We start from the raw sequence: 25,460 nt of genomic DNA on the forward strand, positions 1-25,460 counted from the left end.
CCTTGTGGGGTGAACTCAGCCTGGATCGCTGGGCATTCACTCCATTGTTTTGCGACGCGCCCGGAACCGCAATACTTCTATTTGCTAACGAAAGGCACCATGAGGTTCAATGAGTTAAAAAGGCACTTGCCCGGCTGCACACCCCGCTTACCTGTGAAGCAACTGCGTGAGCTCGAGGAAGATGCCTTCATTACGCGCACCGTCTATACTGTCGTGCCTCCCAAGGTCGAATACGCTTTAACGGGATGAGGGATGCACGATCGGCGCCATACTCTTGCAACTCAACGAATGAGGAGTGGGTTGGCTTGAACGGCGTGGTTTGCGACAGAAGACTGTCAAAGCGGATTGAACGAACAGAGCTCGTCCAATGCGCCCTCTGCGCCCCATACGAGCTCGGGCGCGCGCGTCCGACTGTGCACGAATCAGCCGTCAGCAATGAGCGACCGGTTTTGGGCGAACTCGGTCAGCGCGTTCGAGCGACCACGCGAGTTCGTTCGCAACTTTTTCTTTCATTTGCACGATCTGCGCGCCCTTCCACTTTTCACAACACACGGAAACCGCGAACCCGACAAAAAAATTGAAAAAGCCGGGCGCAATGAGATCGCAAGTTTTCACGAACCGTGGCAGCGGAGAGAAGAGCTGAGCGTCGGCGACGGGCTCACGCTTGCGCACTGCTAGGCCTTCCCGGTTTGATGAGTGGTTCGATCTGGAGCGGGTATGAACTGCATCGCGTCCGCCACCACTGCCTCAAGCATGGCACGCGTAGCGCCGTCGCGTGCCTGAACGTGCAGACCTTGCAGTACAGTCATCACGAACCGTGCGAGCCGCTCGGCGTCCGTGCCCAATGGCAAATCGTGGCCCTTGACCCCGCGCTCGATGCGCCGTCGAACGCCCGCCTGCGCGTCGATCCGGCGTTGCCGCAAATCCTCCTCAACGATACTTGACCCCGCGGCACAATTCGCCGCTGCACCTGTCAGAAAGCAGCCGCGTGGATGTTCACTCGACGTATAGATCCTCACGGCCTCGAGCAGCATTCGCTCAAGCGCTTCCCGCAAGGTGATTGAGTCGTGGAGAAATCGATAGATCCTCGCCGAGTACTGTTGGGTCCAGTAATCCGAAGCTGCGCGGAATAACGTTTCCTTGTTGCCAAACGCCGCATACACGCTAGGCGCAGTCAGGCCAGTTGCATTCAGCACGTCGGCCATCGACGTTGCTTCATAACCGTGCTGCCAGAACAGGTTGGTGACCGCCTGCAGGACAGCGTCCTGATCAAAGCGACGACGAGCCGGACGGCTGGGTTTAATCTTATCCATAGCGATCATTATACGACTTAGGTCATGTCAAGAGGGTCCGATGTAGCGTTGGGCGTCGCGGAATATCGTTCTTTTAAAGCAAAAATGAGCCGAAGACCATTAGTTTTTCTCGGTGAATCGATAAGAAACAAGAATCGTCAGCTTTTAACGTTTTTCTATAATGATCGTTATAGCTAATTCAAACCGGTCAACGGGGACTTCGAACTGGCTATCCGATCAACGAACATCACCAACGCTATGACGACTACCGAACTTTCAATCAAGCGCCGCTCCTTTCTCAAGGCAGGCGCCGCCGCGGGTGCCGCGGCGCTTGCCAGCGCACTCACCGCTTCAACCCCGGCGCGCGCCGCGGTGCGCGGCATCGAATTACCCGCCGCAACAACCGAGCCGACGCCATTCCAGATTCATGTGCCGCAGGCGCAACTCGACGACCTTCGCAGCCGTCTTGCCAACGTCATCTGGCCGAACAAAGAACCTGTCGATGACTGGTCGCAGGGGGTACCGCTCGCGAGCATGCGTGAACTGACGGACTATTGGCGCGATCACTACGATTGGCGCCGCGTCGAAAGCCGCCTTAACAGTCTGGGCCAGCATCGAATCGAGATCGACGGTCTCGGCATCCATTTTCTGCACATCCGATCGAAGCACGCGAATGCGCTGCCCCTCTTGATGACCCACGGCTGGCCCGGCTCAATCGTAGAGTTCATGAAAGTCATCGATCCGCTGACCAACCCGACCGCCCATGGCGGGCGTGCCGAGGACGCGTTCCATCTCGTACTGCCGACTCTGCCGGGATACGGGTTCTCGGATAAACCGACCACCACCGGATGGGACGATGCGCGGGTCGCGCGCACGTGGAATACGCTGATGGTCAAACTGGGTTACCAACGCTACGTCGCGCAAGGAGGAGACTGGGGAGCGTGCGTGACGACCGCGCTGGGCCAGCAACAGCCGAAGGAACTCGCCGGCATCCACCTCAATTGGGCATTCGTATTTCCAAAGCAAATACCCACGAGCGGCCTGCTGCCGGACGAAGAACAGGCAGTCCGCGACGTCGCGCAGTTCCGCGAAAAGGAAGGTAGCTACTACCACCAGCAGGCCACCAAACCGCAAACCATTGGCTATGCGTTATCGGATTCGCCCGTTGGGCTCGCGGCATGGATTTACGAAAAATTCCACTCTTGGACGGACAGCGGTGGCAAGCCGGAACGTGTGCTGACTCGCGATGAGATGCTCGATGACATCACGCTCTATTGGTTGACCGATACCGCTGCCTCTTCTGCGCGGATGTACTGGGAGAATCAGGGAGATCTCTATGCTGCCGGCCAGGTCAATGTGCCCGCTGCGGTAAGCGTGTTTCCTCACGAAATCTTCCGTGCTCCGGAACGCTGGACGCGCGACACGTTCCCACAGCTCGTCTATTTCAACAAGGTCGAGAAAGGTGGCCATTTCGCAGCTTTCGAACAGCCTGAGATATTCGTTCGCGAGTTGCGTGACGGCTTCCGGAAGATGCGTGCCTGAGCGCGAAATGCACGATTGCGCGCGTTACGGTGCCAGCGCTGGCCGATCAACGCAACGATCGATTAGCGCCGTTTATCAATTGCCGGCGCAGTTCGAATTGGGCGCCGTGACGCGTACTCCGTATATTGCAAAGCAAGGACGCACACTCCCGTTCGCGTCCATCCTTGATAGAGAGTTGAACATGAAATCGCTTATCCTCACGTTGGTCGCAGCGTCCTCATTGATCGCCTCGGCCACCTCGTTTGCCGGCGAGTCGGCACCCCTGACACGCGCGGAAGTTCGCGCTGAACTCGCGGATGCTCGCGCGGACGGTCACGTTGGTGTGGTCGATCGCTACGATCACATCGGCCCTTCGGTCGTGCAGTCGGAAAGCGCGAGCCGCGAGTCGATCGCCAATAGCGAGAAAGAAATCGACCGCAGTGGCTTTGGCGGCGTTCGTTCGCACAATGAAAGTGGAACGGCCGTGCGTCACCCCGCCCCCTTTGAACAAGTCTTCTTCGGCCACTGAGCGGGGCGACACAGAGGCGCCGTGGCGACGCCGCGTAGTCCGGCGATCGCCCCGCTTCTTAAACTGGGTGAACGCAAACGCCGGTCATACCTTCAACATCGCGGGATTGATCGGCAGCTTGCGGATACGCGTGCCGGTGGCAGCCGCCACTGCATTCGCCACGGCCGGGAATAGCGCCGACGTGCCCGCTTCGCCGATGCCGCCCGGCGCCTCGGCACTATCGATGATATGCGTTTCGATCGCCGGAGCCTCGTTAATGCGCATGACCCGATAGTCGTTGAAATTGCCCTGCTCGATGCGACCGTTGCGGAACGTGATCTCGCCCCAGAGCACTGCCGACGACGCAAAGACGATGCCCCCTTCGATCTGCGCACGAATCGTGTCCGGATTCACGGTATGTCCGCAGTCGACTGCGCAGACAATCCGACGGATCCGAACTTGTCCTTGCTCGTTCACTTCGACCTCGGCGACTTCAGCGAGATAGGACGCGAATGCAAACTGAACGCTAATGCCCCTGCCAATGCGGACTCCGCGTTTTGCTGCGGGCAACGGCGTTGTCCAGCCGGCTTCGCTTGCGGCAGTCTCCAGCACACGTTTTGCGCGAGGCTGATGCGCCAGCAGCGCACGGCGGTATTCGAACGGATCCTTGCCGGCAGCATGCGCAAGCTCGTCCATGAAGCTCTCCACGACGAACACATTGTGCGTGGGGCCGACGCCACGCCACTTGCCAATCGGCATCGGCGTTTCGTAACGAACGTAGTTCACCTTCACGTTCGGAATGTCATACAGCAGATTGATCGCGCCGTTGACTGCGTCGGGATCGACGCCATTCTTGAACGTACTTGGCAGATAGCGCGCCATCACCGCGGCGCCGGTCACTTTGTGAGCCCAAGCCTGCGGTTGCCCACTCGAATCGAGAAGTGCCTCAAAGCGGTTCAGGTAGTACGTCCGCGGCAGCCCCTGCTGGATATCCTCTTCCCGCGACCAGACGAATTTGACCGGCCCCTGTACCTGCTTCGCAAAACGAACCGACTGTGTCACGTAGTCCACTTCGAGACGGCGCCCGAACCCGCCACCAAGGTATTGATTGTGCACGCGGACTTTTTCCAACGACAGACCGGTGACCTCGGCCGCAGTAGCCTGCGCGCGCGCCGGCACCTGGGTACCGCACCACACGTCGCAGCCGTCCAGTGTCACATGGACCGTGCAATTCATCGGCTCCATTGTTGCATGAGCGAGAAACGGCAATTCATACCGCGCTTCGATGCGATTTCCCTTTCCGTTCAGCGCATTCGCAACATCTCCGATATGCTGTGCAACCACGCCGTCGTTCGCCGACGCCTGTTCCATCTTCGCGATCAAGGATGCGTTGGAGAATCGTGCGTTGACACCGTCGTCCCATTCGATAACCAATGCCGCCAGCCCCTGCTTGGCAGCCCACATATGGTCGGCGACCACCGCAACCGCGTCGTCGATTTGCACAACCTGCTTCACACCCGCAATCTGCAGGGCTCGCCGCGCGTCTACGCTCTTCAGCCTGCCGCCTACCACCGGACTAGCTGCCACCGTCGCGATGCGCATTCCCGGCACTCTCACGTCGATGCCAAAGCCTGCGCTACCGTCTACCTTGGCGCGCGCGTCGAGCCGCTTGACGGGCGTACCGACCAGCTTGAAAGTACGCGGATCCTTCAGGGCAACGTTGTGTGGCAAGGGGAGCTTCGCTGCAAGCACGCTCAGCGGGCCATAGCTCAACGTGCGTCCCGTCGGCACATGCCTGACTGTGCCATTTTCAGCGCGACAGCTGGCTGGGTCTGCTTTCCAGTTCATCGCCGCGGCGTTGACAAGCAATACGCGACAAGCGGCACCGGCCTGCCGCATCGGTAACCATTCGCTTCGCGTCGATGCAGATGCCCCAGTAATCTGACTGCCGATCACCGGGTCGCGATACAGAACGTCGTTGGCGGGCGCGTGTTCAAGTGCGATGTTGTCGAGCGCGATCTCCAACTCCTCCGCAATCAGCATGGGGATCGATGTGTAAGAGCCCTGCCCCATCTCCACGCGCGGCATGATGAGCGTGACCTGCCCCGAGGGCGCGATTCGAATGAACGCGTCGGGTGCGAACACATTTGCCTCGGAACTATCCGGGACGATCGGCGCCGCATCGACTGCGGTCGGAAAAGCGATACCGAGCATGAGCCCCCCGCCCGCCGCCGAGAACATCTTCAGGAATTGACGCCGCGATAATGGTGCGCGCGCGGGTGACATGTTAGACATACAGTAAATCCCTCGTCGATTGCGGGCAGTCGCTCAGCTGCCGTTGCCGTCAACGGTAGCGTGCGTTACGTCGAGGATAGGCGCCATGAACGCGCAATTGGGGTGAATTCTTGTGAAATGACGTGAGCGGCGCGGCCAGGTCGCGCCGCCGAGGGAACGTCAGTACATCGGCAGATAGTCCACCGGCACCCAGACATAACCTTTGCCCGCTTTGCGCAGATGGCCGATACCCGGGAACGAGACGTGCGCGGTTCCAACCAGGTAGCCACGCTCAGCCGCCTCGTCGAAAATCCTGCGGCGCGACACGATTGCCTCCTTGGAGTCGTTATCGAAGGCGATGGCGATCGACGGATTGTCGAATTGAACAGCGGGCAGATGGATGATGTCGCCGCAGATCAACATCGTCTGACCGCTGCTGTCCACGCGATAGACCGTATGTCCTTCAGTGTGCCCCGGCGCAGGAACGCTACGAATGCCCGGGATCAGTTGAGTTGCGCCTTCGAACGGCTGGAAGTGGCCAGCCTGGATGTAGGGCGTCAACGCCGCGGTTGCCTCCCCAAAGCGGAAGTCGTTGGGCGCCCGCTTCGCGTTTGCTTCATTCAGCCACTCCGCAGCCTCGTGCCGGTCCGCTCGTACGATCGCATTCGGAAAGGTCATTTTTCCGTCGGTCACCAGACCGCCGACGTGATCCGGATGAAAGTGCGTGACGTAGATTTCGTCAATCTGCTCCGGCCGATAACCCGCAGCTTTCAGATTCGCCAGCAGATGCCCTGCTCCCGGGCCATACCCTCGATCAAAAGTTCCGAGCCCAGCGTCGATAAGCACCAGCTTCGAGCCGGTGTTAATCAGGTAGGCATTGATCGACATGTTGATCGGGTTCGAAAGGAACGCACGCTTGAGTCCCTGATTGACTACCGCCGGGGTGGTGTTCGTCATCAGTTTCGCGACCGGCGCAGCGAATGTGCCGTCGGAAATCGTGGTCACCTCGAAGTCGCCGAGCATGATCCGGTAGTAGCCTGGCGCGGATGTCTTGACCATCGACGCCGCCGCATAAGCAGGCACGGTCATGACACCGAGCAGTGCACCGGTCACGACTAGAATTAACATCCTCGAAGACCGTAGAACCTTGTGTTTGTTGAGCATTCATTTTCCCCTTGCTTATCGGTCCGACGCGCGCGCCGGTTGGCGACGTATGCGCCATTCCGCTGCCTCGTTCGTGCGTAGGGCACTGGCGAAGCAACAGAGCTTATCGACGATGCTAAGTGGGCGACGCTGGCTGGGGAATGCTACTAAAGAAGCATGCCGTGGCGTGGACAAGACGGATCAGTCCGTGAACAAAAATTGATGCTTGCGTGGTCGCAGACCGCGAATGTCAGCTTTGTTCCGCGTTAGCCGCAGCAACCGCGTGAGGAAGATCGCGACGCAATTCGGTCCAACGCAGGATTGCATCGAGCGCTGGGCATAGCGCCTGCCCGACCTCAGTGAGGCGGTACTCCACCTTGGGAGGCACTTCGGGATAGACGGTGCGTTGCACGAGACCGTCATTCTCCAGCTCACGCAAATGCTGGCTCAGCATTTTCTGCGATACGCCATGAATTCTGCGCTCGAGTTCCGAAAACCGCAGCACCGGCTCGCTGAACAGATGGAAGATGATGATCATCTTCCAGCGGCCTTCGAGAACACGCAAGGCATCCTCGACACCAGCAGCTGCCGCCTCTGGTGCCCAATCATCGTACTTACTCGCAGGTAAGTACGCCACTTTCTCGTGCGTACTTGTCATGATGTCACTTAAGGAGCGATCCTTCGCATTCGCAAATCAATGCCACAAGGCCGAAAGGAGTGCACTTGCAAGTTCAACTACCGCCGCTGATCGCGGCCTACTTCGATGCCGTCGACGCCGAAGCAATTGAGGAACAGGTCGCCTGTTTTTCGATCGACGCAAATGTCAACGATGTCGGCGAACACAAGACCATGGCGGGACATGATGCGATCCGCAAATGGCTTACCGACACCGCGAAAGCATACCGCTTTACTGTAACTCCTGCTGATTGCCAGGAATCGGGAGAGAACGTCTGGACCGTCCAGACAGAGATCGCCGGCAGCTTCCCGGGCAGTCCGCTTCCCTTTGCATACACCTTCACCGTCGCTGAAGGCAGCATTCACACACTGTTGATCGAGCAAAAATGACCATGCCAGTCCTGATCGAATTATCCCGGGAACTCGTGGGTAAGCGAGCGCTCGTCACTGGGGGCACCAAAGGAATGGGCGAGGCGATCGTGCGGCGTCTGCGCGCAGCGGGTGCCACGGTCTTCACGACAGCGCGCACCGCCCCAGCGACGCTGGAACACGAAGATCTTTTCATTGCTGCAGACATTGGCACAGCGGAAGGCGCGGCACGCGTTGTCGAAGCAGCGCTCGCACGACTTGGGACTGTGGATATTCTCGTCAACAACGTCGGCGGCTCTTCCGCCCCCGCTGGCGGAGCATTGGCGCTCGACGATGCCCTTTGGCAGGCCGCACTCGACCAGAATTTGCTTGCAGCCGTGCGGCTTGACCGCGGGCTCCTGCAACCGATGCTGGCGCAAGGTTACGGTGTCATCGTGCACATCTCGTCGATTCAGCGCCGTCTGCCGCTATACGACGCAACACTGGCCTACGCGGCCGCGAAAGCCGCCTTGACCAACTATAGCAAGGGCCTGTCGAACCAGTTCTCGGGGTCCGGCATCCGGATCAACACTGTGGCGCCAGGTTTCATCGAAACGACGGCCGCTACGGCGCTCATCGAGCGAATCGCCAGTGCATCGAACACGGACGCCGATGGCGCACGTCAGATACTGATGGACTCGCTCGGTGGAATTCCGCTGGGCCGTCCCGGACGGCCGGACGAGGTCGCGGAACTGGTCGCATTCCTTGTCTCCGAGCGCGCTTCGTCGATCACGGGCAGCGAGTACGTGATCGATGGTGGCACGATTCCAACTGTGTAAAGTTAGAAAAATGAGAGCCCCGAACGATTTCGTTCGGGGCTCTTGTGCTGCCGCTCCTAAGATGCCGCGATCCGCATCTTTCGAATTGGACCGGGCCAAACCTCGGTTGCCTCACAACGGTCCAATGACGGCGACACCGTCGGCGGCTAGCACGCTCTCACCGGCGCGCAGAACGAAAACCGGGTTGATCTCCGCTTCGATGAGTCGCTCGCCAAGCTGCGCAGCCATCCGCGAGAGCGCGGCGAGCGCAGAAACTGTGGCATCGACATCCGCTCTCGGTTGGCCGCGATAACCGTCGAGCAGCGGCCACGTCTTTCGCGACTGGAGCATCGTCAATGCCTCCTCGTGCGATAGAGGGGCGCTTGCGGGCAGCAACTTCGTCGTCGTATCCTTGAATAGCTCCGCTGTGACGCCGCCCATTCCCAGCAGGACCGCCGTGCCAAGCGAATCTCGATGCAGTCCAAAGATAAGCTCAATTCCACCTGTCACCATTTGCCGGGCGTCTATCCTTAACGAAGGCTACCCGCATCGCACATCGATCAGCGTCCGCCACGCCAAGGCAGGAAGCAGAGATCACGCGTGTCGCGTTTCGCACCACGATGGACGAGTGGATAGTCCACGGACACTGCCGCGCGACGTGGCAAGCCGGGATCACATCTATCGCAGCGCTGCGACTAAAGCAGGAACCGAGCTACACATTCAAGATCACTTTCGCCAGCGAACATTTCGACCAGCCGCAAATCGAAGTAAATATCGCACCCCTTCTCCCGCCTCTTGGCGAATAGATTCGCAAACGGCTGGCTGCATCCTGCGGCCCAGACGGTGCTCGCTGGAACGTCACATTTCGTCTGTTCCGTAGGCAACCCATCAACTATTTCCTTGACGACAAAAGCGCAATCGCGCTCCAGCCCTGTCCATTGACGTGGACGCGCACGCTTAACGGAAATTCACAACGTTGCACTGTATCGGTTCAGGCCGCACGCGCATTATCAATCTGGTCGATACCTTCGAGCTCGCCTGACCTGTCGTGGCGGCCTCAGCTAACAAGGGAGCCCGCGCCACCCGCGCGTGCTCTTTCAGCACAAGAAGGAATCTTTCCCAACCTTTATGCGGGCTCAGCGATATGAACGCATCCGACACATCATTAAACGGCTCGATTGCCCTCTACGGCGATTTCGATAAGCAGTACATCTCTGGACGGTCCCGCTATGGAAACGGCAACGGCGAAATCCGGGACCTCGATCCATATACGAGTGCCGTCCTCACGGAAATTCCGGTGGCCAGCCGCTCGGATGTCGATGACGCATTTCAGGCGGCCCATACAGCGCAAGTCGAATGGGCTCGAACGAGCGCGGCCGAGCGCGCAGGAGTCCTGTTGCGCGCAGCCACGATCATGGAGCGTCGCAAGGAGGAGATCGTCGGCTGGCTGATCCGCGAGTCGGGGAGCACGCGCATTAAGGCAACACTTGAATGGCAGGCCGTCTACGCGATGATGACGCAGTTCGCCGGCTACCCTTATCAGGCTAAGGGTGAAATCCTACCCGCAGACGTGCCCGGGAAGGAGCATCGGGTGTATCGCCGTCCCATAGGGGTGGTGAGCGTAATCAGCCCGTGGAACTGGCCACTGCACCTGACTACCCGCTCAATCGCTCCAGCCTTGGCACTAGGCAACGCGGTCGTCGTGAAGCCGGCGAGCGAAACGCCCGTGACCGGCGGGCTGCTGCTCGCGCGCCTCTTCGAAGAGGCCGGTCTGCCGCCCGGTCTGCTGAATGTCGTGATCGGCAACTCGTCGGAGATTGGTGATCATTTCGTGACGCATCCGCTATCGCCATTCGTTTCTTTCACTGGATCAACGCCGGTTGGCCGACATGTAGGTTCCCTTGCGATGACGGGGCCGACCCTGAAACGCGCAGCCCTCGAACTGGGAGGCAACGCCCCGCTCGTGGTCCTCGAAGATGCGGATCTGGAACTAGCGGTTCATGCGGCGATTGTCGGCAAATTTCTGCATCAGGGACAGATTTGCGTGGCCACCAACCGGATCATGGTGCATCGCTCGATACATGATTCCTTTGTTGAGGCCTTTGTGGCACGCGCATCCGCACTCAAAGTCGGCAATCCAAACGACGCGGATACGGTCATTGGTCCAGTCATCAGCCAGCGTCAAGCCGACGCACTCAAACGGTTGCTGGCCCGAGGTCTCGAACAAGGCGCCAAGCCCGTACTCGGCGGCCAATTCAATGGGTTGGTTTTACCGCCACAGGTGCTGACGGGCGTGCAGCCTGAACACGAACTCGCACAACAGGAAAGCTTCGGCCCCATTGCGCCAATACTGAGGTTTAACACCGAAGAAGAGGCATTGGAGGCAGTGAACGGCACCGAATTCGGCCTGTCCAGCGCGGTGTTCACCCGCGACCTGGAGCGCGGTGCACGCTTCGCGAGTCACGTGGAAGCGGGTATGACCCATATCAACGACTTCACGGCCAACGACTATCCGAACACGCCGTTCGGTGGCGAAAAGAATTCCGGACTCGGCCGCTTCGGCGGACAGTGGATCATTGACGAGATGACCCGCACACACTGGGTTTCCGTGCAGCACGCACCACGGACATACCCGTTCTAACGCACCGCCCCAAGGAGTACCGCATCATGCCTCAAGACATTCGCAAGACCTTCTTCATCACAGGTGTGAGCACCGGCTTTGGGCGCGCGTTTTCCGAAGCGGCGCTGGCCGATGGCCACCGCGTTGTCGGCACGTTGCGCAACGAGCAGGCCCGTGCGGAATTCGAGCAACTGGCACACGGTCGCTCGTTCGGCCGCCTGCTTGACGTCACCGACACAGATGCCATCGCACCGACTGTGGCAGAAGTCGAAACGAACATTGGTCCGATCGACGTGTTGATCAACAACGCCGGCTACGGTCACGAGGGTACGATCGAAGAATCGCCACTTGAAGACCTGCGCCGTCAGTTCGACGTCAATGTGTTCGGCGCAGTCGCGGTAATCAAGGCCGTGCTGCCGTTCATGCGCGAACGCCGCTCGGGGCACATCATCAATATCACATCGATGGGCGGCCTCGTAACGTTCCCTGGACTTGGCTATTACAACAGCAGCAAGTTCGCGCTGGAGGGCCTGTCCGAAGCGCTTGCGAAGGAAATGAAACCCTTCGGCATTGCCGTCACAGCGGTCGAACCGGGCGGTTTCCGGACCGATTGGGCAGGCCGGTCGATGATCCGCGGCGTACGCAGCATAGCCGACTACGACGCCACCTTCGAGCCTATCCGCAAGACGCGTCAGGAGCGCAGCGGGAAACAGATTGGCGATCCGTCCAAAGCCGCACGAGCCATCCTGACGCTTGTGCAATCGGTCAATCCGCCATTCCATTTGCTGCTCGGTAGCGACGCACTTGGTTTCGTGCGAGAAAAGCTTGCGAGCCTCGATAGCGATATTAAAACGTGGGAACCACTCACGCTGTCGACCGACGTTGACGCTTAGATTGCGTCAACGCCTGATATAGGCATGCCCTGGCCAGGCCTGGAAGCGCACCTGTCTCCGCCCTATCCCGTCAAATTGAAGGATTTCACCATGTCGAATCACATTTCCGCTGCACATGCCGGTCAGTTCATGGTCGGTGGCGATATTCCCGTCAACCGTCTCGGCTTCGGGGCAATGCGCATTACCGGCCCCGGCATCTGGGGCGAACCGGAAGACCCACAGGGCGTCCGGGACACGTTGCTGCGCTTGCCAGAGATAGGCGTCAATCTTATCGACACCGCCGACAGCTACGGCCCATTCGTCAGCGAAAATCTGATTCGCGAAGTCCTGCATCCGTACACCAACATGTTGATAGCGACAAAGGGCGCGCTCACCCGGCCTGCCGCGGACGCATTCTGGGAACCGGTTGGACGCCCGGCTTACTTGCGGCAATGCGTGCGGATGAGCCTGCGACGATTGAACGTCGATCGCATCGATCTCTGGCAACTGCATCGAATCGATCCAAAAACACCTCGTGAAGAGCAATTCGAGGTGGTCGCCGAGATGCGCAAAGAAGGTCTGATTCGCCACGTGGGTCTAAGCGAAGTTAGCGTCGAGGATATCGAGACCGCCCAAAAGTACTTCCCGGTAGCAACCGTGCAGAACGAGTACAACCTCGTCAATCGAAAGAGCGAAGCCGTGCTGAATTACTGCGAGCAACAAGGTATCGGCTTCATCCCATGGTTTCCGCTCGCCGCGGGCGATCTTGCGCGGCCCGGCTCAGTTCTGTCGGATATCGCGGAGCGGCTCGGTCTCACGACGTCGCAAGTCGCGCTGGCCTGGATCCTCAAACGGTCGCCAGTGATGTTGCCGATCCCGGGAACATCACGCGTGAAACACCTGGAGCAAAACGTGGCGGCGGCGGCAGTCCCGCTGGCCAAGGCCGACTTCGACGCGCTCGAAAAGGTGGCGCAAGCAAGCACGTAGAACAAGCGCGGCCTCAGCGCACGCCGAAGTGATCCGGACAGCGGCGACCGGTGGCATGGCAGGTATGTGTGCCGATGGTGGCAGCACAGCCTGAGTTCGGACAAGCAAACATCACCGCAAGGCGGGACGTCGCTATGCGGCGCCCGCCGCCATTATTGCTTCTTGTACGGCTGCGCCGATCCCCTCGCCACGCTCTAGACGTTCGTCCTGCTTGACCGCCGTCGGGCAGCGCCGAGTACGGCTCGAGGTTCGCATTCGCGGCGATCAATCCGTTCACGCGTGCTTCGTGCGCTTAAACTGGGGATACCCACCATGGATTTTAGTGACGCAGTTGATCTGTCACGCGTGCAGTTCGCAATGACAGCGATTTTCCACATTCTGTGGCCAATCCTGACGATCAGCCTAGCTGCCTTCCTCTTATTGATCGAGCTGCTATGGCTTAAAACTAACGACGTCATGTACTACCGGCACGCGCGATTCTGGAGCAAGCTGCTCCTCTTGAACTTCGCCGTTGGCGTGGTAAGTGGAATTCCGATGGAGTTCCAGTTCGGTACCAACTGGGCAGGATTCTCGAAATATAGCGGCCAATTCGTAGGCAACATTCTCGGATTTGAGGGCGCGATGGCTTTCATGCTGGAAGCCGGCTTTATCGGTGTGATGCTGCTCGGCTGGGGACGCGTGCCTCGCGGTGTGCACCTGTTCGCCACCGCGATGGTTGCGTTGGGCTCCAGTCTCTCCGCGTTTTGGATCATGGTTGCCAACTCATGGATGCAGACGCCCGCTGGTGTCACGGTAGTGAACGGCAAAATCGTCGTGACGGATTATGTCGCCGCTATTTTCAATCCGGACATGGCATGGGGCGTTTCGCATATGTGGATGGCCGCAATCGAGACCGGCATGTTCGTGATCGCCGGAATTTCCGCCTACAATCTGCTGCGCAGGCGGCATACCGAGTTCTTCGTCCGCTCGTTCAAAATCGCATTGCTCGCGCTGCTGTTCGTCGCTCCGATTCAAATCTGGCTGGGCGACTCGAGTGGCGGAGCCGTGTTCGCATCGCAGCCCGCAAAGGGTGCCGCTATCGAAGGCCATTGGAAGACTAACAAACCCGGCACTGGCGCCCCATGGTCGCTGCTGGCGTGGCCGAACCAAAATGAGCAACGCAATGACTGGTCGATCGAGGTCCCGGGTCTATTGAGCGTTATCGCCACACACTCTCTGGATGGACAGGTGAGGGGGCTGATGGAGTTCCCCGCTACGGACCAGCCGCCCATGTTGCCGTTGCTTTACTACGCATTTCGTGTGATGGCGGGAGTCGGCTTCGTAGTTATGTTACTGGCCTTCTGGACAGTCTATGGGCTCCGCAAGATGCGTGGCAGTCTCGATGGGCTATTGGCTCAGCCGAAGCTTCTGCTCGCATGGGTCTTATGCATCCCGCTGCCCTACCTCGCTGTGGAGTGCGGATGGATCGTCCGTGAAGTGGGAAGGCAACCATGGGTGGTGTACGGTTTGCTTCGTACCAGCGCCGCGGCGTCACAAGTCGGCGCATCTGCGGTGTCCGGAAGCATCTCGATGTTCTTCGCGTTTTATCTTGTGCTTTTGGTCACCTTCTTCGCCTTGGCTCGGGCGTGGCTACGCAAAGGTCCGGACCTCACAATCCTTCCGCCGACTATCGTCCTCACACAGGCCGTAGTTACAGTCGACTAATCTTAGGCGGCCACTTTTCGCAAGCGAGGATGTCCCATGGAAAGCACCACTCATACAATGCTCGCGATCACCTGGTTCGGCTTACTGGGTCTGATGCTGGCGTTCTACGTCGTGACGGATGGCTTCGATCTCGGGGTTGGAATTCTAAGCCTTCTTAGGCGAAATCGCGAAGACCACGACGTGATGGTCAAGACTATCAGCCACGTATGGGACGCCAATGAAACCTGGTTAGTCGTGCTAGGTGGCGCGCTGTTTGGTGCGTTTCCCGCCGCATACGCATTGTTGCTCCAAAACCTGTACATGCCGGTGATGGCGCTGATCGCCGGATTGATCATGCGCGGTGCGGCAATCGAATTCCGTCACAGCGTGGAGCACGGCCGACTGTGGGATACGGTGTTTGGCGTCGGCAGTCTCGTCGCGGCGGCGGCGCAGGGTATTGTGCTCGGGAAAATCCTGACTGGCCTGTTACCTGGTGGTCTCAGCGGGCTCTTCGTGACCGTTTCGGCAGGCGGCGTGGTTGCGGGCTATTCGCTGCTCGGCGCAACGTACCTCATGAAGAAGACGGTCGGCTCCATCGAACGATGGGCGCGGCGCATAGCGCTGATATGCGCCTTGCTGACGGTCGCGGCCGCGCTGCTGATGACGGCGGCGACGTGGTTTTTCAGTGGCATCGGTCACATTCGCTGGACTCAGCCTGGAGTCTTCCACCTGTTGATCGCACTCGGTTTCGCAGCAACACTATGCTTCGCTTATCTCGTCGTTTCGCTCAATAGTGGCAACACATCCGGACCATTTCGCGCGTCGGTTGCCTTGTTTCTCTTCTCGTTCGCCGGGCTCGCCATCAGCCTGTTTCCCGATTTCATTCCCGGTAAGCTAGGCATTGTGGATGCCGCGTCCGATTCGCCGACGCTGATCTTCATGCTCGTGGGCATCGGACTGATTTTTCCGGTGATGATCGGCTATAACCTTTTTCAGTACTTCATCTTCCGTGGGAAGGTCACCCGTAGACCGCATTGAAACTGTCATCGTTGCGTCGATACGGTGTCAACAGGCGACCATACGAGTCCCCAGGGGCGGCAGAGCCTTACCGGGCAATCGTTTGGAGCGTGAGAAATAATTCGTCACCGGCCTGCGCCAGGGGCGCCGATTCCTCAGGTGGAAGCCGAATCTGCGGACGCGGACGTAGCCGACGGTACTCGGCCGTCTGAGGCAGTTCATGCACGCTCCGAGTGCGACGCCCATCCGGCCAAGTTCCGCCGGATAGCAGTCACTGGTCACCGCCTCCGGCAGGACGGGACAAGCCGGACCGCTCTTCAACGCTCGAAGTAGATCAAGCCCAAAGCGCTTTTCACCTCGGACAACGTCTGGCCCGCCACATCTCGGGCGCACACCGTGCCTCGTTTCAGGATCGCAAGCACCGCCGCCCTGTCTCTCGCTAGCTCGCGACAGCGTGCACAAATCGGTTCAATAAGCGATTGGAGGCGCTCGTTCAGCACTCGGTTGACCGCGCTATCACCCAGTCCAACTAGCCATACTTCAACTTCAGTTCGTCCACCTTGGGCGCGTCGTTCGCCTCTTCCTCGGTTTGTCCGGAAATGAAAGGGGAGATAGCCGCAATTGTGTACCCTTCATCTATGGCCTGAAGCAGCGATTCGATGGTTCTGAGCGACGTCGGCAAGTTGCACCCTCTCGCCGCCGTCCCTCACGGATACGCAGTGCAGTCGTGCTCACTGCTCCTAAATTGGACCCTCGCACAGATCCAACGTCGTGCCTCGCTGCGGCGGCGCAGAGCCCCGCTGCGGACCTTGGCATCCACTTCCCGGGCAGCCGCGCGTCTTCTATCGCGTCGACGCCTTTCTCGATCAATTGCTTGAGAAAAACGACTAGCTGCGCCCCGTGACTTCTGCCAGCAGTCTCAATCGCTGCTCGATCGCCGCCTCGACGCGTACGGCGATGACGTGCGAGCTGTTCCCTGACTTCCTTCTCAACCTCTACTACTGATCGCATGTGCGCCGCGGACCGGCGCATTCGCGCGCTGTTTTACCACAATCCTACCGAGTGGCGTCCGGGAGCGCTGATCGCTGCCCGGACTCGCGCCGCGTCGACAGACAACGGTGCTCCACGCCAGCTCTCATCCCCGCGCCACGGTGAGTAATAGAAGCTACCGACTGTACGTCAATGCGGACACCGGCCCATCCATCACAACAGTGCCACGCCCCAGTCTGTGAAGATGCATTTGCGAAAAGCGCATCTGAGATCCGGCTAATTAGATAAGTTTTCCTATATTCACAGCTCCCTATGCCCGCAACTCCTATCCTTCGCGGAGCGGGCTGTCCTTCCGCCCGGGCAACCGACTTGTGTCGGACCCAAGACAGAAACTTTTGGCTACCCCAACGACCTCCTATGAGGAACAACAGCCAGGTACGTTAGGATTACGAAATCTCGCCGGGGAGGTCTATTGCCCCGCCATCCAACACCACATTTTGTGACAGCACGACTTATCGCCATTGAATTTAGTGGCCGAAATTGCGGAATCGGCTGTATCCGGACCCGCTCGAAGGGCCGATGGAAGTCGAAAGTACGTGAAGGTCAGGCTTCGTTCTCTCATGAGCTCACGCGCCCGCCCGTCGCTGCGGAACTGCTTTGATGTTCGGCTTGGTTGCCGGAGAGATCTGGCAGTTAGTTGCGTCTAGTCCCCTTTTGCCGATCGACAACGGTGAGCTTTTCCCGGATCGGACACGAGTGCACCACATTCATAGCGTGGTTGATCGGGCCAACGACTTGCGGAACTCAACAATTCCGCGTTCCCTTTCCAAGCTGCAAGCTGGTACGCGGCATCGAGTCCGTCATCGGCGGATCAATGCCGTCATCAAGCAGTAGCGCATCGGTGACGGATTCGAGATGAGCCTTGCGCGCCTATGTAGGGGCAAACGCGTCGCGTCCATCGTTGACCAGCCGGCGCACGTGGGCATTTTCGTACGCAGCCACCGCTTATCGTGTTCGGGTCATCAAAACGGCGGCGATTACAGATCACCCGCCGCATTCTGAGCCGCGTTCTACGCGGGCCCTCCAGTGGATCCCGAACCACGATTTGCGGAGTGCAGGTAGGCAGCAGCCCCAATTCGTCGTTTTCCTGCAATTGCTCGACGCGCCTCCAATGCCGCCCAAGGTCAGCGTCGATCGCGTGACAGACTACCGCAACCGTCAGACATCACTCACCAAGCAAGTCTTTACGCGACTGATCGCTATTGCCCGTTGGAGAGTAGTGAAAAGAAACGGTGATTAAGAACCGACACTTATTGCTCGATCGCCCCGACACTTATTCGACTTTGCATGACTGTTGATGTGGACAAGGTTGCCCGACGACGCGTGCAAACACCGCAATGCTGCGGATTTCTGCGTTTGGATGTGCTGGATGCGCGCTCACCGTGCCATTCGGCCGCTGCACGGCCCATCCGGAAGTGCCCGTTCCTCGCGGCAAGCGGGTCGTCAGAGAAAACACTTGAAGATAGAACTATCGGGCAGGTACCAGCTGCTGGCGCGCAAGCCTGAAACAAACGTCACGGTCGAGAGAAGGATCGTTCTGCTTGATCTGGCCGGCCCGGATCTGAACCTGGCGCTCGAACTCGGCGGCAAGACCGGCGTCTCCGTCATCCGGCGCCGACCGCGCCGGGTCGGGGCATTTTGAGACGCGATTTTTCAGGCTTTCGAGCCACAATTGGCCACGGGCATATTCGCGCGTGTTGCGACGGCACTGTTTGGCGTCAGCGGCTCTACGCAGTTGCTGGCGCAGCGCAGCCTTGCTGCGCTCGTGCCGCAACCACTTGGCGAGGCCGAATGCGCCGAACAGTGCTTCCGGTAGATATCTGATTGCGGCAAGCCCTTTAAAGCTACCGTCCTCCCCGCGCTCGCAGCGTGATCGCGCCGAGGTCAACCCCGCTGCCTGCAGGTCACGCGTCGCGCGCTCCGCACGACGCATATCAAGCCCGGCTTGGTCGGCGAGAAAGCGCAGCGTCAAATTCTGCATCCCGCGTCCCGCTGACGGGACACCTACGCGCATGGTCACCAGATCGAGGTATTTGAGACTCGCGCGCAGCAGCTGCACGCAGGCAACGCTTCGTTCAGTACGTTGCTGGCGTGTCGAGCCGTTTGCCCGGTTCAGACTCGGCAACCAGTCATCCGGCGCGTCGAGATAGCGTCCAAGGCGGTGCATGAGTTCGCTAAGCACACGTGGAATCCCGCCCGCCCCTGTCCTCGGAGGGGTGGGTAGCCCGGGCGGGAGTGCCGCGACCCGACGAGCATGCAGGTGACCGGACATTCCGGGGCAGATGCAGCGTAGGCTCAGAAAACCGGGCAGCGAAACGCCCTTCGCCTGCGTCGCCTCATCGAGCGTAGTGTCGCAGACATTGCGTCAGGAACGGAAAGGAACCGTCTGGCCCCTTTGGGTACTCGTCGATTCATGGGGTCACTCATCTTTTGCGATCAAACGCTCACCGACGACGCTTGACACCGAATGAGTAGTTGCTAGAATCGACTTCGCTCACTGAAGTTGATGCATCTAGCACTCTTTCCTGTGCTGGCTGTCGTCAAGAACGACCCTCGCTGCCAGGCGAGGGTTTTTCTTTTGTGAGTTCCGTTTTGTCGTGCGCTATGCACTCCTGCTGAACATAGAAAAAATTTCCAGTCGATGCGGAGTCAGTAAGCCGCTTCTCACCGTGCAGTCTCCTGCTTCGATGACGATGCGGCCGCAGACGCACAGACTTCGTCCAACGCGTCTGCGGTACGGGTCCATGGTTTCGCAGCCCGACCCAACGACGGCGGCGGCAACTCTGGCATCTCCTCGCCCGCACGCCAGATCCATGACGGCATATCGCTGTCGTCGATCAAGCTCGACAAAGCATCCTCGTCTTGCTGTTCGACGCCGGGCGGCTGCACATACAGCGCAACGGGCTTCGGTAGCACATCAGCCAGCACCGCGCAGGCGAGCGGCTTGTTTTCCGCCAGGTTGTAACGAAGGCCCTTTACGAAGCGGCGCTTGTGCGCCGTGAGCGCATCGAGCATCAGCTTGTCGTAAGCGTGCTCGAATGGAATCCAGTTGGACGACACGACCATGAGGGCCAGCGTCTCGATCGTTGCGATCCCGGTCGGACTCAGCCCGAACGTTGCAATGAACACGAGGTGCGCCTCCTCAATGCTGTCCCACAGTGCCAGTTCATTCGCAAAGCGCTTCTGCAGTCGCCGATGCAGATCCTCACTCAGCAAGAACGGAAAGTCAGGAAGGTGTTTTGCGACGATCTTGAAGCCATAGCGCGACTCCGTAATCTCCTTCACTTCTCCGATCGCGATCATCAGTTTGCGGGCTTTCCTTTTGATGGCCAGCTCTGCCATGTGAGCGATGCGGCGCTGTGTAATGCCAGCCGCATGCTCCAGCGAGAACGACTCTGGCACATACAGTGACCGCCCCAGCGGCTCCCCCCTGGACACCTTGCCGGCCGCAGCCTGCAGCAGGAATTTGCGCACGACGTACCATCTGCGCTTGCCCTCCATCGCCGGATACCAGCGATTCAGCCCAGCTTCTTCCCAGAGGTAGTGCAAGGTGCCGCGCAACGTCAGCTTTGCGCCGTCTGTGCGAACCGTGTCGGCCGCTACGCCTGAAGGTGCCGGCGCCGCTTTACCACCGGACTTCGACAGGCTGAAATCGAGCCTGAGCGTGGTAATACCGTCCTCGATGTTCTCCCGAATAGCCTCACCTTTCACCTCGCCCAGTCCGGAGAGTTCCGCCGGCGGCTCGTAGGACGCACAGTCCGGCGCATGTGCACCTCCCGTATTCGGCATGCGCTTGATCACATAGTGTTCGCCGACTTTTGCGACATACATCGGGACGCCGACCGGCGTACACATGCACAGTGGCCGAACCTTCTCGCCGTGCGCATCGGCAAGATACGTCTGCATGTCGCCGGCATTAGCCGCAACAATCACGTCGTCGAATCGAAACTGGCTCATGGCGTTACCTCTATCGATGTCTCTACGACTGCGTTGAAGGAAGGGTCGCGCCGATGATGATTGCATTCGCCCCGGGTTCGCCCTGCGAAGCAGGCGCTGGATTAACAGCTTCCGGAACAGCGGTTGACGGAAGAGCGTCGCGCCGGAGTGCCTCGATGTAAGCAGGCACACGCACCGGATAGTCGCGCACGCCGAATCGGATCTTTGCAAGAGGCCAATCCTTGCCGTATTTCAGGTAGCCGTTCAGGTCGGGCAGGTTCGATATCTGCGACGACGTGACGACATGCTCCGACTCTCGCCGGCGCTCGCGCGTATTGATACGCAGCTGTCCCTGTACGCCGATCGGGTGGCGCTCCACTTCGTGCGTGCCGATCATCTCGGACATGCGTTTCGTCGTCAGGGCATTGGCGCCGCCCATCGCAAGCAGGCTACGGAAGCACGACAGCACGGCCTTCGCGGGAAGTTCGCCCAGCTGCATGTCCATCTGGACGAGATCTTGAACACCTCCAACCACACACAGTCCATGTTTGCGCCCCTTCGAGACCGCAGCCTCGAAACTGTAGAGGCGGCCGAGCGAGGCGAGTTCGTCCTTGTATACCCACAGTCGCCGGTCGAAAGTCGGCGCTTCGCTGAGGATCATCGCGTAGATCAGATCGAGCCAAACCGGGATCGTCGGACCCAGCGCCGTGCGCTGGTCCTCACGCCACGTAAGCCAGATGTTCCCGCCGTTTTCATTGCTCATCCAGCGCCGGATTGAGAAATCGCCATCGGGAATGCGCCGCAGTGGCCGGATGTACCTGTTCAGCGTAAAGATGATGCTGGCCGTCGCCCGGTCTGCATCCTTAGCGAAGAACCCCACCGAATCCGTGTCTTCGAGATACTTCTGCAACACAGGGCGCTGCTCACGCACAAGCAGATCCGTCAGCGTCACCATGTCGCGCATGTCGTCCTGATCAAGCTTGTTCATCGTGTCAGCGAGCACTGCACGCGCATACCCTGCCCATTCTTCGGCCTGATCCCCGTTCTGAGGCGGAATCGCCGAATGCGCGAGGCGTTCGAAGTCGAAGCCGTGATCGACCTCGTTGAACAGCGACCAGCCGACGCATCGAGCGTCGTACGGGTTGATCACCACATCGCCAGGCAGATAGAAACGCGACATGAGCGAACCGTTCGGATCGACCACCACCATGCGGTCATCACGGCGCAGTGCCGACGCGACCAGGCCATTGATTGCCTGACTCTTCCCGGTGCCGGGCGCGCCCACGATGATCAGGTTCTGCGTTTCCAGATCGGTCGGCATCTCGACACCACACACCGCGACTGGCGCGCGCGGTGCATCGCCATGCTTCACGGCCTGTTTGCGGTACTGGTTGTTATGTCGCGTGATCCGGTTGCTCAGCTGATGCCGGTTTTCCATCTTCGTGCCACGGATGAATCTGGCGTACCGGTAGCCTTCAAAGCCGTTGAACAGGTATTCATGACACGCCCATGCGGCACCCGCTGCAAGCGCCACACCCGGCACAGCACCCCAGAAAAGCAGGGGATCACGCACGGCCGCCATGAAGCCATTGATGATTCCGGCCGGGAACGGAAACGGCGAATGACCTGCCAGGGTGAAGGACACGCAAAGGCCAAGGACAAGCGCGAGCACTGCGCCGGTCAACTGCATCATCACGACCTCGTGCTTTTGCATGATCAGCCTATTCCGTGTCCTTCACGTTGCTTTCCCGGCCGGACGGCCTCCTTCGCCCGCTCAGAGACTGCCTGCTTGCCGTCGCGCGTAAAGCCCGCCGACTCGCGCAGGTTTCCGAAGAACTCAGCTCGACGCTCGAGCTTTTCATGCGCATTCAGCTCCGAAAATTTCTTCCTTGGCCCTGCCTCCGCACGCACGGCACTGGCCCCTTCCGCCTGCTGCGTCTTGCCCGCGTCAGCCGGCTTGCCGGCAGCTGGAGCGCCCCGGTCGGCGGCATCCTTCGTTCTGTTTCGGCCAGGTTTCCTGAAACCCGCCACCCCGTCGGCGGACTTCCTTGCCTCCGGTGTCTCGCCACTGTTCTCAACTGGCGCAACGGACAGCGTTCGCTTTCCGGCGCCCATTTCGATGACGTTCGACTTTTCCGCCGTCGGTTTCTCCGCGGCCTTCTCGGTTACCTTCCCGACGGGCGCCGCCATACTCTCCCCACTGCCGCGCGCGAAGAACGCGTTGCGCGCCGCATCGATCGCGGCCTTGTCAGACGTCGCCGCTTCTGGCGCCCTGCCGGCGTGGGCCTCTTTCGTTTCACGCAGCATTTCGAGCGTGGCTTTGGCCTGTTGAGCACTAACCCCCGTCGTCTTCGCAACCGTATCGACCGTCGCTGCAAATTTGGCCGGATCTTTCAATGTCTCCAGAGACGTATCAATACTGATGCTCTCTTTCGCGGCCCCGGCCGCCGCGTCACCCACGCCCGCCGCCACCTCTACCGTACGGTCTGCGGCCTTCTGCGCGGCCTGCTCCGCGACGGGCTGCGCCGCGGTCTTCTCCGGCCCCTCGATCGCACGGCGCACCTGCGCCCGTAATGCCTGCTCCTGTGCATCGAGCTTGATCTCGGCAAGCTCCAGTTCCCGACTGCGGGCTTCCAGCGATTTCGCCCAGCCATGGAGCGTCTTGGGGTAGGTGTGAGCGGCGCCCTTGTCGTCGACGCGCGCCTGCGCTTTCGCGAACATGTCGGCAACTTCCTGCCGGCTCCATTCGCGCGCCACATTCAGATCCTTGTTCGCATGCAGGATCTCGGCGGTCTTCTTCGCATCGATCAACGCCAGCTTGTTCAGACCCGATAGAAGCGACGCCCGATCGGTAATCTGCTCGGCCCGCTGCACCTGCTCGACTTCTTTTTCGGCTAACGCATGTTCGAGCGCGCCGCGCATCGCGGCCGTGTCGATCAGCTCACCATCTTTCAGACCGAAGCGTGTCTTGAGCGCATTTGCATCGGTCGCGAGCTGCCTGTCTTCACGGCGCTGCTGGTCCTCGCGCTCGACTGCCTGCGCGACTGCGTGCGGGTCCCTTTTAAGCCAGTCCTGCCGGTACGCAAGATTTTTCTGGCGCGCTTCGAGGCTCGCCCGGCGCGCTGCGAGCGCCTGTTCCTGTTCCGCGAGCTGTTGCTGACGCTCCTTGTCGCTAAACCGCAATACGGTGTCTTCAAACATAAAAACCTCCGTCAGTTCGACGCCTGCCCGGACCAGGGGCGCCCTTGGTTAAACCGGCTTTGCCAGTGCTGCTGATACGCCTGCGCGACCACCGGCACATGCCACATCACCACGGCGTTTTCGCTGTTGTACCTGGCGGCCGACGTCGTGAAATTGAAACTGCCCGTCTCGACCGATTCACCGTCGATCACCATGAATTTGTCGTGATGGATGGGATAGATATTGATCGTGCGCACTGGAACACCTGCGCCGGATAGCAGGGTGAGCGCCATGCGACCTTTGCCGCTGCGATCCTCAACAAGATTGCTTTTCTCATCCGCGACCACGGCCACATCGACGCCTCGCCCGTGCGCGGCGATCAACGCGCGAACTATCGCTGGCGACGTGAAGCTATAGGCCGCGACGCGGATCGAGTGGCGTGACGAACAGATGGCATCGAGCACCAGCCGCTCGGCAGAACCCTCCGGCGAAAATCCCGTGTCGATCTCGGGACCGTCAGGCGCTACGCATGCGGCCCGGGCACTGCTCGAGTAGGTCAGAAGGGGAAAGACAAGAACCGCAAGGGCCGACGTGATGGCTGCAGATCTGAGAGAACGGTAGAGTCTGCTCATCCTCACCCTCACCGGCCCTGACCCAATAACTCGACGTGCTTCGCCACGGCAACGTCAACACTACGAAAATTGCCCTGCGTCTCGCCACCGTGCCATAGGATGTGTCCAGGTTTACCCTGAATAATGCAGCTGGCAATCCGCCAGCCAGTCGGATGAACCAGTTCATACCGACCCACCCGTGTCCAACCATGCGCTGCCGCGTAAGTCATCCCCACCACCCGATCAGTAATGAATGCGTGTCTGGAACTGGCCGGCCTCGTACACGTCGACCGCATTCGGCGACTGTGGTTGTTGCCAGACGATGTGGTCATACACAGTGACGGTGACGGGATCGCCGTCGTCTCCGCCACCGTCACGCCCGCTTCGCCCATCTCGCCTGCTCACAGCGGATGCATCACCCGAGGGATCGCCGTACACCTGATACGCACCGACCTGGCTGCCCACACAGGCCTGCGGCCCGTAATACGCGTTATCGCTACTGAGATCCGCCACTGAAGGCCTCGGCGTTCCGACCAGTGCGAAACCACTCGTGCCACTATATGGACGAGCTCCGGCCTTGCGTTGCCCTTCGGCCACCCAGGCGCCGGCCGCCGCGGCCGTCGTGCCCGCAGGGCATGGATCGTACGGCGTGTTGTCCTGACGGACGGTCATGTCCGAGTCTTTACATTGCGGCCAGCCACGCCCGTGGCGGAGATCGTTCATCAGATGATCCATTGCCGCCCCGCAGGTGGTGGGTGCCCACGGCCCGCCATTCGATGACGGGTTGCCCAGGCAGATCACAATGCGGCATCCGTAGTCGTCGTCGGCACGGGCCATACTGGCGTGACCGCCTGAAGCGAGAATCGACATGACCAGCATCAGCCTGCTTCCGTTTTTCATCGTCATACCCCACCTCCTTCCCAGG

The 25,460-nt window shown here is 59.7% G+C and carries 21 protein-coding genes and 2 pseudogenes; 11 read left to right on the top strand and 12 right to left on the bottom strand.

Annotated features, from left to right (window positions below; genetic code table 11):
• Nucleotides 1-9: 9 nt before the first annotated feature.
• The gene (locus HV770_RS39585; RefSeq protein WP_343048338.1) at nucleotides 10-249 is read left to right on the top strand and encodes a winged helix-turn-helix transcriptional regulator; all 240 of its coding nucleotides are present in this window, start codon (nucleotides 10-12) and stop codon (nucleotides 247-249) included.
• A 186-nt stretch (nucleotides 250-435) separates the two neighbouring features.
• A complete protein-coding gene (locus tag HV770_RS27940) occupies nucleotides 436-678 on the top strand; it encodes a hypothetical protein (protein WP_175164794.1) in 243 nt (80 codons plus the stop codon).
• Here HV770_RS27940 and HV770_RS27945 read toward each other — a convergent pair.
• A complete protein-coding gene (locus HV770_RS27945) occupies nucleotides 675-1,313 on the bottom strand; it encodes a TetR/AcrR family transcriptional regulator (RefSeq protein ID WP_175164795.1) in 639 nt (212 codons plus the stop codon). The two genes, HV770_RS27940 and HV770_RS27945, sit on opposite strands and share 4 nt — an antisense overlap.
• 237 nt (nucleotides 1,314-1,550) lie before the next feature.
• Between HV770_RS27945 and HV770_RS27950 the strand changes: the two genes are divergently transcribed.
• Nucleotides 1,551-2,834, top strand: a complete 1,284-nt coding sequence (locus HV770_RS27950) for an epoxide hydrolase family protein (protein ID WP_175164796.1) — start codon at nucleotides 1,551-1,553, stop codon at nucleotides 2,832-2,834.
• Nucleotides 2,835-2,841: 7 nt separating this feature from the next.
• Nucleotides 2,842-3,342, top strand: a complete 501-nt coding sequence (locus tag HV770_RS27955) for a DUF4148 domain-containing protein (RefSeq protein WP_246291226.1) — start codon at nucleotides 2,842-2,844, stop codon at nucleotides 3,340-3,342.
• An 84-nt stretch (nucleotides 3,343-3,426) separates the two neighbouring features.
• Here the strand turns inward: HV770_RS27955 and HV770_RS27960 are convergent, their stop codons facing one another.
• The 3 genes from HV770_RS27960 to HV770_RS27970 all read right to left on the bottom strand — a co-directional run bounded on the left by HV770_RS27960 (nucleotide 3,427) and on the right by HV770_RS27970 (nucleotide 7,396).
• The gene (locus HV770_RS27960) at nucleotides 3,427-5,616 is read right to left on the bottom strand and encodes a xanthine dehydrogenase family protein molybdopterin-binding subunit (protein WP_175164797.1); all 2,190 of its coding nucleotides are present in this window, start codon (nucleotides 5,614-5,616) and stop codon (nucleotides 3,427-3,429) included.
• Nucleotides 5,617-5,775: 159 nt separating this feature from the next.
• The gene (locus HV770_RS27965) at nucleotides 5,776-6,723 is read right to left on the bottom strand and encodes an MBL fold metallo-hydrolase (protein WP_175164798.1); all 948 of its coding nucleotides are present in this window, start codon (nucleotides 6,721-6,723) and stop codon (nucleotides 5,776-5,778) included.
• A 265-nt stretch (nucleotides 6,724-6,988) separates the two neighbouring features.
• Complete coding sequence (locus HV770_RS27970) at nucleotides 6,989-7,396, bottom strand: winged helix-turn-helix transcriptional regulator (protein ID WP_175164799.1); 408 nt, start codon at nucleotides 7,394-7,396, stop codon at nucleotides 6,989-6,991.
• Between the two features lie 65 nt (nucleotides 7,397-7,461).
• Here HV770_RS27970 and HV770_RS27975 point away from each other — a divergent pair, with 65 nt between their 5' ends.
• Nucleotides 7,462-7,803 (top strand): nuclear transport factor 2 family protein, encoded by a 342-nt coding sequence (locus HV770_RS27975; protein ID WP_175164800.1) that lies wholly within the window; start codon nucleotides 7,462-7,464, stop codon nucleotides 7,801-7,803.
• A 14-nt stretch (nucleotides 7,804-7,817) separates the two neighbouring features.
• Nucleotides 7,818-8,600 (top strand): SDR family oxidoreductase, encoded by a 783-nt coding sequence (locus HV770_RS27980; RefSeq protein ID WP_217468658.1) that lies wholly within the window; start codon nucleotides 7,818-7,820, stop codon nucleotides 8,598-8,600.
• Nucleotides 8,601-8,711: 111 nt separating this feature from the next.
• Here HV770_RS27980 and HV770_RS27985 read toward each other — a convergent pair.
• Nucleotides 8,712-9,092: pseudogene (locus tag HV770_RS27985) on the bottom strand (acetate--CoA ligase family protein); the annotation flags it as partial.
• 631 nt (nucleotides 9,093-9,723) lie between these two features.
• On the opposite strand from HV770_RS27985, the gene HV770_RS27990 reads away from it, so the two are divergent.
• The 5 genes from HV770_RS27990 to HV770_RS28010 all read left to right on the top strand — a co-directional run bounded on the left by HV770_RS27990 (nucleotide 9,724) and on the right by HV770_RS28010 (nucleotide 15,779).
• Nucleotides 9,724-11,220, top strand: coding sequence for an aldehyde dehydrogenase family protein (locus tag HV770_RS27990; protein WP_175164802.1), 1,497 nt, complete (start codon nucleotides 9,724-9,726; stop codon nucleotides 11,218-11,220).
• Nucleotides 11,221-11,246: 26 nt separating this feature from the next.
• Nucleotides 11,247-12,092 carry an oxidoreductase gene (locus HV770_RS27995; RefSeq protein WP_175164803.1) on the top strand — a complete coding sequence of 282 codons (846 nt, stop codon included), beginning with the start codon at nucleotides 11,247-11,249 and terminating at the stop codon, nucleotides 12,090-12,092.
• Nucleotides 12,093-12,182: 90 nt separating this feature from the next.
• Entirely contained in the window at nucleotides 12,183-13,058 is an 876-nt protein-coding gene (locus HV770_RS28000; protein ID WP_175164804.1) for an aldo/keto reductase, read from the top strand.
• A 312-nt stretch (nucleotides 13,059-13,370) separates the two neighbouring features.
• On the top strand, nucleotides 13,371-14,762 hold the full coding sequence (locus HV770_RS28005; RefSeq protein ID WP_175164805.1) for a cytochrome ubiquinol oxidase subunit I: 1,392 nt from the start codon (nucleotides 13,371-13,373) through the stop codon (nucleotides 14,760-14,762).
• Nucleotides 14,763-14,798: 36 nt separating this feature from the next.
• Nucleotides 14,799-15,779: a cytochrome d ubiquinol oxidase subunit II gene (locus tag HV770_RS28010; RefSeq protein ID WP_175164806.1), complete on the top strand. Its 981-nt coding sequence runs from the start codon at nucleotides 14,799-14,801 to the stop codon at nucleotides 15,777-15,779.
• A gap of 296 nt (nucleotides 15,780-16,075) precedes the next feature.
• Here the strand turns inward: HV770_RS28010 and HV770_RS38930 are convergent.
• The 7 genes and pseudogenes from HV770_RS38930 to HV770_RS28040 all read right to left on the bottom strand — a co-directional run.
• A pseudogene (locus HV770_RS38930) lies at nucleotides 16,076-16,329 on the bottom strand (tryptophan--tRNA ligase); the annotation flags it as partial.
• A 1,947-nt stretch (nucleotides 16,330-18,276) separates the two neighbouring features.
• Nucleotides 18,277-18,990, bottom strand: coding sequence for a hypothetical protein (locus tag HV770_RS28015; RefSeq protein WP_175164807.1), 714 nt, complete (start codon nucleotides 18,988-18,990; stop codon nucleotides 18,277-18,279).
• Nucleotides 18,991-19,472: 482 nt separating this feature from the next.
• A complete protein-coding gene (locus tag HV770_RS28020) occupies nucleotides 19,473-20,765 on the bottom strand; it encodes a DUF1173 domain-containing protein (RefSeq protein WP_175164808.1) in 1,293 nt (430 codons plus the stop codon).
• Between the two features lie 22 nt (nucleotides 20,766-20,787).
• Nucleotides 20,788-22,458: a type IV secretion system DNA-binding domain-containing protein gene (locus tag HV770_RS28025; RefSeq protein ID WP_175164809.1), complete on the bottom strand. Its 1,671-nt coding sequence runs from the start codon at nucleotides 22,456-22,458 to the stop codon at nucleotides 20,788-20,790.
• Nucleotides 22,459-22,460: 2 nt separating this feature from the next.
• Nucleotides 22,461-23,945: a hypothetical protein gene (locus HV770_RS28030; RefSeq protein ID WP_175164810.1), complete on the bottom strand. Its 1,485-nt coding sequence runs from the start codon at nucleotides 23,943-23,945 to the stop codon at nucleotides 22,461-22,463.
• A gap of 11 nt (nucleotides 23,946-23,956) precedes the next feature.
• On the bottom strand, nucleotides 23,957-24,556 hold the full coding sequence (locus HV770_RS28035) for a phospholipase D family nuclease (RefSeq protein ID WP_175164811.1): 600 nt from the start codon (nucleotides 24,554-24,556) through the stop codon (nucleotides 23,957-23,959).
• Between the two features lie 222 nt (nucleotides 24,557-24,778).
• Nucleotides 24,779-25,441: a hypothetical protein gene (locus tag HV770_RS28040; RefSeq protein ID WP_175164812.1), complete on the bottom strand. Its 663-nt coding sequence runs from the start codon at nucleotides 25,439-25,441 to the stop codon at nucleotides 24,779-24,781.
• Between the last annotated feature and the right edge of the window lie 19 nt (nucleotides 25,442-25,460).

The sequence above is a fragment of the Paraburkholderia fynbosensis genome, assembly GCF_902859935.1.
GTDB lineage: Bacteria > Pseudomonadota > Gammaproteobacteria > Burkholderiales > Burkholderiaceae > Paraburkholderia > Paraburkholderia fynbosensis.

What these genes read in the sequence shown, in the direction of transcription:
- HV770_RS27960 (WP_175164797.1), bottom strand. Translation starts at nt 5,616, where the DNA reads ATGTCTAACATGTCACCCGCGCGCGCACCATTATCGCGGCGTCAATTC.
- HV770_RS27995 (WP_175164803.1), top strand. Translation starts at nt 11,247, where the DNA reads ATGCCTCAAGACATTCGCAAGACCTTCTTCATCACAGGTGTGAGCACC.
- HV770_RS28005 (WP_175164805.1), top strand. Translation starts at nt 13,371, where the DNA reads ATGGATTTTAGTGACGCAGTTGATCTGTCACGCGTGCAGTTCGCAATG.
- HV770_RS27955 (WP_246291226.1), top strand. Translation starts at nt 2,842, where the DNA reads ATGCACGATTGCGCGCGTTACGGTGCCAGCGCTGGCCGATCAACGCAA.
- HV770_RS27950 (WP_175164796.1), top strand. Translation starts at nt 1,551, where the DNA reads ATGACGACTACCGAACTTTCAATCAAGCGCCGCTCCTTTCTCAAGGCA.
- HV770_RS28040 (WP_175164812.1), bottom strand. Translation starts at nt 25,441, where the DNA reads ATGACGATGAAAAACGGAAGCAGGCTGATGCTGGTCATGTCGATTCTC.
- HV770_RS28020 (WP_175164808.1), bottom strand. Translation starts at nt 20,765, where the DNA reads ATGAGCCAGTTTCGATTCGACGACGTGATTGTTGCGGCTAATGCCGGC.
- HV770_RS27970 (WP_175164799.1), bottom strand. Translation starts at nt 7,396, where the DNA reads ATGACAAGTACGCACGAGAAAGTGGCGTACTTACCTGCGAGTAAGTAC.
- HV770_RS28010 (WP_175164806.1), top strand. Translation starts at nt 14,799, where the DNA reads ATGGAAAGCACCACTCATACAATGCTCGCGATCACCTGGTTCGGCTTA.
- HV770_RS27945 (WP_175164795.1), bottom strand. Translation starts at nt 1,313, where the DNA reads ATGGATAAGATTAAACCCAGCCGTCCGGCTCGTCGTCGCTTTGATCAG.
- HV770_RS28000 (WP_175164804.1), top strand. Translation starts at nt 12,183, where the DNA reads ATGTCGAATCACATTTCCGCTGCACATGCCGGTCAGTTCATGGTCGGT.
- HV770_RS27965 (WP_175164798.1), bottom strand. Translation starts at nt 6,723, where the DNA reads ATGTTAATTCTAGTCGTGACCGGTGCACTGCTCGGTGTCATGACCGTG.
- HV770_RS28035 (WP_175164811.1), bottom strand. Translation starts at nt 24,556, where the DNA reads ATGAGCAGACTCTACCGTTCTCTCAGATCTGCAGCCATCACGTCGGCC.
- HV770_RS27940 (WP_175164794.1), top strand. Translation starts at nt 436, where the DNA reads ATGAGCGACCGGTTTTGGGCGAACTCGGTCAGCGCGTTCGAGCGACCA.
- HV770_RS27990 (WP_175164802.1), top strand. Translation starts at nt 9,724, where the DNA reads ATGAACGCATCCGACACATCATTAAACGGCTCGATTGCCCTCTACGGC.
- HV770_RS28025 (WP_175164809.1), bottom strand. Translation starts at nt 22,458, where the DNA reads ATGCAAAAGCACGAGGTCGTGATGATGCAGTTGACCGGCGCAGTGCTC.
- HV770_RS28030 (WP_175164810.1), bottom strand. Translation starts at nt 23,945, where the DNA reads ATGTTTGAAGACACCGTATTGCGGTTTAGCGACAAGGAGCGTCAGCAA.